The 1,986-nt window shown below is 53.7% G+C and carries 2 protein-coding genes and 1 pseudogene; all 3 read right to left on the bottom strand.

What is annotated here, in order from left to right:
- A partial coding sequence (locus HMPREF1992_RS00445; RefSeq protein WP_037357735.1) for a hypothetical protein occupies positions 1-820 on the bottom strand: 820 nt, incomplete at its 3' end.
- Between the two features lie 4 nt (positions 821-824).
- Entirely contained in the window at positions 825-1,046 is a 222-nt protein-coding gene (locus tag HMPREF1992_RS00440) for a hypothetical protein (RefSeq protein WP_037357732.1), read from the bottom strand.
- Positions 1,046-1,986, bottom strand: a pseudogene (locus tag HMPREF1992_RS00435) (hypothetical protein); the annotation flags it as partial. The pseudogene HMPREF1992_RS00435 and the gene HMPREF1992_RS00440, both read right to left, overlap by 1 nt.

The raw sequence follows: 1,986 nt of genomic DNA, 5'->3' as shown, positions 1-1,986 counted from the left end.
AATCCAGATTTGCAGGAAAGCGCATATACATTCCATCATGGAGAGGATAGCGGATGCTGTAATCCGGTGCGCTCCATCTGCTTTCCGAAGTATGGGATTCCCCTGTAACAGAGTCTCTTGACGTTGTTTTGATTTTCTCCATCCAAGGCTCAAGATTGCTGCCATCGAAGAACACATAACGGTCTGTGCTGACATGGCTTCCGTTTTCCCCATGCTCTGATATGGAGTGCCATATCATCACTTTGAAGTTCCCAGCTTTATCCACCCGCCCACCTTCTGTTTGACAGCTATAGAGGTCAGTGGGACCGGATACGGCGGGAGCACCAAACATCTGCACAAGATCGTATGCGGCGATGATCTCTCCGTTGCGTTTGACAGAGAGAATACTGTCACGCTGATCTGCCCCGATGAGCGGGAACACGAGAGCATTGACAGCTTCAAGGGTATAGAGATTTCCCCGCTCATCCATTTCGGCATCAAGCATTCCATAGCCTGTAACATACGCGAAGTGGCGACTGCTGTTGACCATCCATATATCCTCTTGGGAAAAACCGAGCGGATGAATCTTTCCTTTTGCATAGTACGAATGGAGCATCTGGTTTTTTTGATCCTTCCACTTTATCTGGAGGAGCGGTATGCCGGAAAGAACATTCGTCGGAACATAACTAATGCCACCCTCGGATTCATGCCCGTAGACGCAGCGACCGTCCGTCCAGATCCACTCGCCCGGATAAACAGAACGATTCCCTATGCAGGTGAGCCATGCACCATCCGCAAGCACCCGATTCCCGCTCACAGCTTTCACTCTCGCTCTGTGCATCGTCTCACGCTCCCACGATAACGGCTGTGCCGCCCTTTGAAATCTGTACCCACACCATACTGCCCTCTGACGTATTGCAATCCACTGCCGCACGGAAGGGATAGGATCGCTCGCCGATATGGACACGTCCATTCTGAATCCTGCCGCGCCGCGCCTGTGATTCACCCACTTGTGCATTCTTTATCCCTGCCCGTATTGCTGCCGCTAGTCCAAGAATGCCGTGCATCAAAACCACCTCACCATCTTGATCGTCTGCCGCAGAAGGCGCGGCGTGAGTTCCACCGTATTGGACTGAAGGAAGTATTCGTGTCCCTCGAAGCGGATGCGCTTGGTAAAATCGACGATGTGGTCAATGTCGGGAACGCCGCTACGAATCCGTGCTCGAATCTCCACGGTGACTGTTTCCTGCGTCTTGCGGTTGAGCCATTCAATCGCCCTCGTCAGCATCCGTAAATATTCTGTGCCCACAACGGGAAATTCGGTGTCGATGAGCGAGGAATACGGCAGCGTATCGTCACTGGCGTAACTCGCACCAAGGCTGAGATTCGACTGCTCGACGGTGAACTGACTCGCCTTGCCGCCGGGCTTTCCCTGCGACAAACTACTCCCCTCCAATGCGCCATCGACGTAAACCGTGGTTGCATACCATCCGTAGCCGAGCGGCGCGTGGTAGGTGATGCGTTCCGTTCCCTTCTCGTTGCTCCAATCCTCCCAGTCATATTCCGTATGTTTCTTTCCGTCATTGACCGCCTCTGTTGTACGCTCCCATTCCTTGAAGAGGTAAACGTCGCGACCTGTGGAGGCGTATGCGTAATCCGTGCGGCTGGTCGAGCCGTCCACGTTGTGCGTGCGCTTCTCCGCGAGATACTCCCCATCGTAGGTATAGGTGCTGTAGCCGTTCTCATTCGTCTCACGGACGAGAAAGCCGTTGGAGTAAGTGCGGCTGATCTCTTTGAAGGAAATCGTGCCGGTGAAGGGAACGGGTACAGTGTCCTCCTCGTTGTGCGCCCCGGTGGAATCGTTGTGTGAGCTGTGCCAGACGGAACGCAGAAGTTTCCGCTCGATGGTCGGCTGTGCGTGCGGCCAGTTCGTAATGTCAATGACGGATTCCTCCATGCCGCGCTGAATGATATGGAGCGTATCTCCTCGAATAAAGACGTTGATCT

Source organism: Selenomonas sp. oral taxon 892 str. F0426 (assembly GCF_000468035.1).
In the GTDB taxonomy this organism is placed as follows: Bacteria; Bacillota; Negativicutes; order Selenomonadales; family Selenomonadaceae; genus Centipeda.
This window is presented reverse-complemented; position numbering and strand designations above follow the sequence as displayed.

Bases quoted from the DNA above. Each gene is read 5' to 3' on its own strand.
- HMPREF1992_RS00440 (WP_037357732.1), bottom strand. From the start codon at position 1,046: ATGCACGGCATTCTTGGACTAGCGGCAGCAATACGGGCAGGGATAAAG.